Source organism: Homoserinimonas sp. (assembly GCF_056262345.1).
Window position 1 is genome coordinate 1 of record NZ_JBACFR010000155.1, and the last position, 5,730, is coordinate 5,730.

The 5,730-nt window shown below is 63.3% G+C and carries 6 protein-coding genes; all 6 read left to right on the forward strand.

The window, feature by feature from the left end:
* Positions 1 to 804 (forward strand): class II glutamine amidotransferase, encoded by an 804-nt coding sequence (locus tag AC062T_RS07880; protein WP_476028901.1) that lies wholly within the window; start codon positions 1 to 3, stop codon positions 802 to 804.
* A 54-nt stretch (positions 805 to 858) separates the two neighbouring features.
* Positions 859 to 1,890: an alpha/beta hydrolase gene (locus tag AC062T_RS07885; protein ID WP_476028903.1), complete on the forward strand. Its 1,032-nt coding sequence runs from the start codon at positions 859 to 861 to the stop codon at positions 1,888 to 1,890.
* A gap of 46 nt (positions 1,891 to 1,936) precedes the next feature.
* A complete protein-coding gene (locus tag AC062T_RS07890) occupies positions 1,937 to 3,151 on the forward strand; it encodes an MFS transporter (protein ID WP_476028905.1) in 1,215 nt (404 codons plus the stop codon).
* Between the two features lie 195 nt (positions 3,152 to 3,346).
* Complete coding sequence (locus tag AC062T_RS07895) at positions 3,347 to 3,550, forward strand: cold-shock protein (protein WP_108516695.1); 204 nt, start codon at positions 3,347 to 3,349, stop codon at positions 3,548 to 3,550.
* 181 nt (positions 3,551 to 3,731) lie between these two features.
* Positions 3,732 to 4,556 (forward strand): DUF1684 domain-containing protein, encoded by an 825-nt coding sequence (locus AC062T_RS07900; RefSeq protein ID WP_476028908.1) that lies wholly within the window; start codon positions 3,732 to 3,734, stop codon positions 4,554 to 4,556.
* Positions 4,557 to 4,608: 52 nt separating this feature from the next.
* The coding region (locus AC062T_RS07905; protein ID WP_476028910.1) for a bifunctional 3'-5' exonuclease/DNA polymerase at positions 4,609 to 5,730 on the forward strand (1,122 nt) is incomplete at its 3' end.

Here is a 5,730-nt window from a genome sequence, read left to right on the forward strand (position 1 = left end):
TTGGCCTCGACGGTGATTCTCGATGCCCAGCATTCACTGGTTGCGCAGTCGTTGAACTCGCCCCTCGGCCACGAGACCGTCAACGGTGACGGCTTTGGGTTCGGATGGTATCCGGAGGACTCCGCGCCGCACTCTGGCCCGGCGTTCTTCCACAGCATCGAGCCGGCGTGGAACGACGAGAACCTGCGGGAGCTCACCCGCAGCGTGCGCAGCCCGCTCTTCTTCAGCCACGTTCGAGCCGCAGCGGCGCCGCCTATTCAGCGCACCAACTGCCACCCGTTTCGGCATGAGAACTGGATGTTCATGCACAACGGTGCGCTCGACGACTTTGAGAAGAGCAAGCGAGACCTCACCTTTGCGGTTGACCCTTCGTTGTATCCAGAGATACGGGGCACAACGGATTCGGAAGTGCTGTTCCACCTGGCCTTGACGCTCGGGCTCAAGGAGGATCCGATTGCCGCGATGGAAAAAGCGGTCAGGATGGTGGAATCCGTCGGGCACGACCATGGAATCCCGTTTCCGATGCAGGGCACGGTTGCGGTCACCGACGGTGTCACGATCTGGGCCTTTCGCTACTCGTCGGAGAGGCGAACCAGAACTCTGTTTCACTCGGTTGATATCGACATCTTGCGGGAGATGTATCCGGATGCCGAGCGGCTCACGCTCTTCGGATCCCATGCCCGTCTCGTCGTCTCCGAACCTCTCAACGATCTGCCCGGCGTCTTTACCGAAGTTCCGGAGTCGACGGTCGCCATAGTTGATGCCGATGGGTATCGCTATCAGCCGTTCCTCGACGCCGCGTGAGCCGACTCGCTACGACGCGCGGATGCGGCTCGCCCGCTCCCTAGGATTAGCACCATGAGCGATGTGAAAGCCGTACGCCGTGCCCAGTGGACCCGCGGTCAGAAGGTGATCCTCGCCGTGGCGGCAGGGGTGGTGGCAATCACGCTCGTTAGCGCGATCTCTCCGTGGCCTTCTGCGATACTCATTCGCTGGGTTTTCACGATGGGGGCCGAGGCGACCGTGGAAGAGATGGAGCCGTTCGTTCCCGAGAGCGGCATCAGCGAGCAACTCGATCTCTCTTACGGGGACGAGGGTGCCTCAACGACGTTCGATGTGTTCACCCCCGACGAGGGAACAGATCCGCTGCCCACGATCGTCTGGATTCACGGCGGCGCCTGGATTTCGGGGTCCAAGGCCGATGTCGCGCCCTACCTGCGCATTCTCGCCTCACATGGCTACACCACGGTCGGGCTCAACTATGGCTACGGGCCAGAGGCCGAGTATCCGGTCGCTGTCACCCAGCTCAACGATGCACTCTCGCACCTGCTCGACAATGCCCAGGGCCTTCGTATCGACCCAGACCGCATCATCCTTGCCGGCGACTCCGCAGGTGCACAGCTGGCCAGTCAGCTCGCCGTGCTCACGACGCGCAGCGACTACGCAGACCTGATGGGTCTGACTCCCGCGCTCACAACAGATCAGCTCGACGCCATCATCCTCAACTGCGGTGTTTTCGATATCCCCGCGATGGGGGCGCTCAACGGCATAACGGCGTGGGGGATGAAGGCATCGCTCTGGGCATACACCGGCACCAGGGACTGGTCGTCAACGTATGCGAGCCTCACCATGTCGAGCATTGATTTCGTAGACGAGAGCTTTCCGACCACGTACATTTCCGGCGGAAACGGCGACGGCCTCACCTGGACTCAGTCCGTCCCCATGGCGAATCAGCTGAAGCAAGCGGGGGTGGATGTCACGACGCTGTTCTGGGAGGCCAGTCACGAGCCTGCCCTGCCGCACGAGTATCAGTTCAATCTCGAGACGGATGAGGCGCAGGAGGCCCTGGATGCAACCCTCGATTTCTTAGCCAAGGTCTCCCGAGACTGACCCGCGAGGCCCTGAGCGGGGGTTCGCGCTCCTCTACTCTTGAGGGGTGCACCGCCTCCGTCGTCTGTTCTCCCGTCGCGGCGACGAGCGGCTCGACCGCGACGTCATCGTTCTGGGCATCATCGCCTTTTTCGTCATGCTTGGCTTTGGCGTTGTCATTCCCGTGCTGCCCGTTTACGTGCGGAGCTTCGACGTGGGTTTCGTCGAGATCGGCGCGGTGGTCTCGGCCTTTGCTCTTTTTCGCCTGATTGCGACTCCCTTTGTTGGCCGACTCGTCGATCGAGGGGGAGAGCGCACCATCCTGGCCATCGGAATCGGCATTGTCGCCGTCTCGAGCGGTCTCGTCGGAATCGCCGGGAGCTATGCAGAAGTTCTCATGCTTCGCGGTGCCGGGGGCATCGGCTCCGCCATGTTTTCGGTCTCGGCGATGACGCTCCTGCTGAGCACGGCGGCGCCCGAAAGCCGGGCGCGCTCCGTCGGCTTCTACCAGGGAGGGTTTCTCGTCGGAGGGATGGCCGGCCCTGCCGTCGGCGGCGTCCTTGCCGCTTTCTCGCTGCGTGCGCCGTTCTTCTTCTACGCCGCGACGCTGATCGTGGCCGGCATCATCGGGCTCGTGCTTCTGCGCAAGCCCACTGCTGTCATTACGGCGGATGCTCCGCCCCAGATTCCGCTCGGCGTGGTCCTGCGTGATCGCCGCTTCGTTGCGGCCTGTGTCGCCAACTTTGCTCAGGGGTGGGGATCGATGGGCGCGAGGAGCGCCCTGATCCCCGTGCTGGTGGTCGAAGTCCTGAGAGGCACCTCCGCATGGACGGGCGTTGCTTTTGCCATCGCAGCTGTCGTGCAGACGCTCTGCCTCGGCCCAGCGGGGCGATTTGTCGACCGTGTGGGGCGGCGCCCGGCGATGGTGGGCGCGTTCACGACCGCCGCGATTTTGCTCATGGCGATCTCCGTTGTGCCCAATTTCGCGGTTCTCACGGTGTTGCTCTGCCTCTACGGAGCTGCGGCGGCGTTCATGGGAACTGCGCCCGCAGCGTCGGTTGGCGACGCCGCCGGTGCGCGAAACGCCCGGCCGGTGGCAATATTTTCTGCATTCTCCGACGCGGGGGCGATCGTCGGACCGCTTGTTGCGGGAGCCTTGCTCGATTCCTTCTCCTGGCCAATAGCCTTCGGGTCAGCAGCCGCTCTCATGCTTGTCGCGGCGGCCGTTTCTGCGACGATGCCGAGGCGAATTTTGGGTGACCGAGAAGTTACGCTCCTGTGAATCATTCGCCAAAAGACGCTCAACTCTGTTTTTTGGCCGAACCGTGCAGTAGTGTCATGAAAGCAAGTTGCAGTACCTCGCAGATCTTGATTGACCGGCTACGGCCGGGTTTCTTTCGGGAGCGGACGATGATCACCGCGACGAGTGACTCCGGAGGTCGGAGTCACGCGAAGAGCTCCTGAAGGAGAATAAAAAATGGCAACAGGAACCGTTAAATGGTTTAACGCTGAAAAGGGATTCGGCTTCATCGCCCCCGAAGACGGCAGCCCCGATGTGTTCGCACACTACTCGGCGATCCAGTCGAACGGCTACCGTTCGCTCGACGAGAACCAGAAGGTCGAGTTCGACCTGGCTCAGGGCCCCAAGGGCCCGCAGGCGGAGAACATCCGCCCCATCTAGTTTGACCGTCCGATAATTCGGATTGTGTGAGACTTTGATCGGTCCCCACCTCACGGTGGGGGCCGATTTTTTTGCCCTCTCGCACTCGGCCGCCGCCCAACGCCCCAGGATTTTTGGCGGCACTGGGAACACGCGGGGCGGCATCCGCGTTCCCCCAGGTGACGTCGACAAGGATGGACACATGACTGAGACCGCAACAGCAAGCCCCGAAGCCCGCCTCGCAACCTTTCGGGCACGCCGGGACCAGTCAGTGGTTCAGCCCCAGGGCAGCCTCGCGCTCACGACCACTCAGCTCATCGACTCGGAGCAGTCGGTGTGGGGCGTTCCTGGAGTTTGGGCCCCCCTGCCGGCAGGCGAGTCCGGTGTGATGCTCACGGCGGAGGCGTCCGACGGAATCACGGTCAACGGCAAGCTGGTCGATGGCTCAGTCGTGGTGGCAGCAAAGGATTCTGCAGAACCGGGAGAGATCCGCTTCAGTGACACGGTGATGGGCTTTGTGATCTCCGTTGAGGGCGGTTATGCGCTGCGGGTGTGGGATGCAAACTCGGAGGCCATCCAGTCGTTTGGCGGCATCGACGCTTTTCCTTACAACCCAGACTGGGTGATCACAGCTCAGTTCCGCGAGATCGAGGGCGGCACGACCGTGGGCTTCGAGCATCTCAAGGACGACGGGCGCACCAGGGAGATGGTCGTGCCCGGCGAGATCAGCTTTGAAAAAGACGGCCAGGAGTACAACCTCGCCGCGTTCCGCTCTGGCCGGGCACTCCAGCTGGTGTTCTCTGATGCGACCAGCGGTGATTCCACCTACAGCGTTGGCCGCTTTCTCTTCGTGGCGCCACAGCCCGACGGCACGATTACGCTCGACTTCAACCTCGCGGTGCTTCCCCCGTGCGCGTTTTCGTATGCGTTCAATTGCCCGATGCCTCCGCTGCAGAACCGCTTTAGCGTGCCGATCGAGGCGGGCGAGAAGAACGTTCTCGCTAAGGGTGGCGGGCTCCTCCACTAAGGGCGGCATCGCTCGTGCGAACGGTGTCGGTGGTGTGCGCCAGACTGTCTCAGTGCATCTGATCGTCTCCGCCCTCGTCGACGCGGTGTCGATTACCCCGGTCGACGACTCGGGAGCCATTGGTGGTGCGACCGTCGTGCCTCGCGCCGACTTTGGGGATGCCGTGCGTGCTCACGAGGCAGCACGGCCGCGATGGGTGTGGGATGACACCAACAACTGGTACCCCGCCCTGCTCGCCGCGGGCGTGCGGGTGGATCGGTGCCACGACTTGCGCTTGTGCCGGGCGATTCTGCGCAACACCCATGCTTCGGGAGCCTTCTCGCCGTCGGTGCTACCGCTTGATGCTTGGGATGCTGCGCCTCAAGAAGCGGTGGCAGCCCCCGCTGGTGCCGCCCTCTTTGAGTTCGACGACCACGAGGCAGCGGCATCCGCACCAGACCCGTTGACGGAGTTTCAGCGTCAGCAGGCGGCGACGACCCCGCGTCTTGGCCTTTTGCTGGCGGCGGAGTCGGCCGGTGCCCTCGTTGCGGTCGAGATCCGGCACGCAGGGCTGCCCTGGCGCGCGGAGATTCACAACGACCTGCTTACCCGCACTCTCGGGCCTCGTCCTCGGCCGGGTGACCGCCCCGTCGAAATGGAGCGGCTCGCTCGCGAGGTGCGCGATGCGCTTGACGCTCCGGATCTGAACCCGGATTCCGCCGCAGCCACGCTCAAAGCTCTGCGGAGGACAGGCCTCATGGTCAACTCCACCAGCAAGTGGGAGCTCAGCGAGGTCAATCACCCGGCCATCGCACCGCTCCTCGAATACAAGCGTCTAGCGCGCCTCATGAGCGCAAACGGTTGGCACTGGCTCGACACCAATGTGCGAGACGGGCGCTTCTACCCCGACTATGTGCCGGGAGGAGTCGTTACCGGTCGTTGGTCGAGCAGGGGAGGAGGTGGCGCGCTTCAGCTACCCCGCCAGATTCGTGCCGCTGTCGTGGCCGACCCGGGGTGGAAGCTGATCGTGGCCGATGCATCCCAGCTGGAACCGCGCATCCTGGCCGCGATTGCCGCTGATCGGGCCATGGCGGCTGCAGGGGCATCTGGTGATCTGTATGCAGGAATCGTGCAGGTCGGCGCTGTGACCACGCGAGACGAGGCAAAGGTCGCCATGCTCGGCGCAATGTATGGG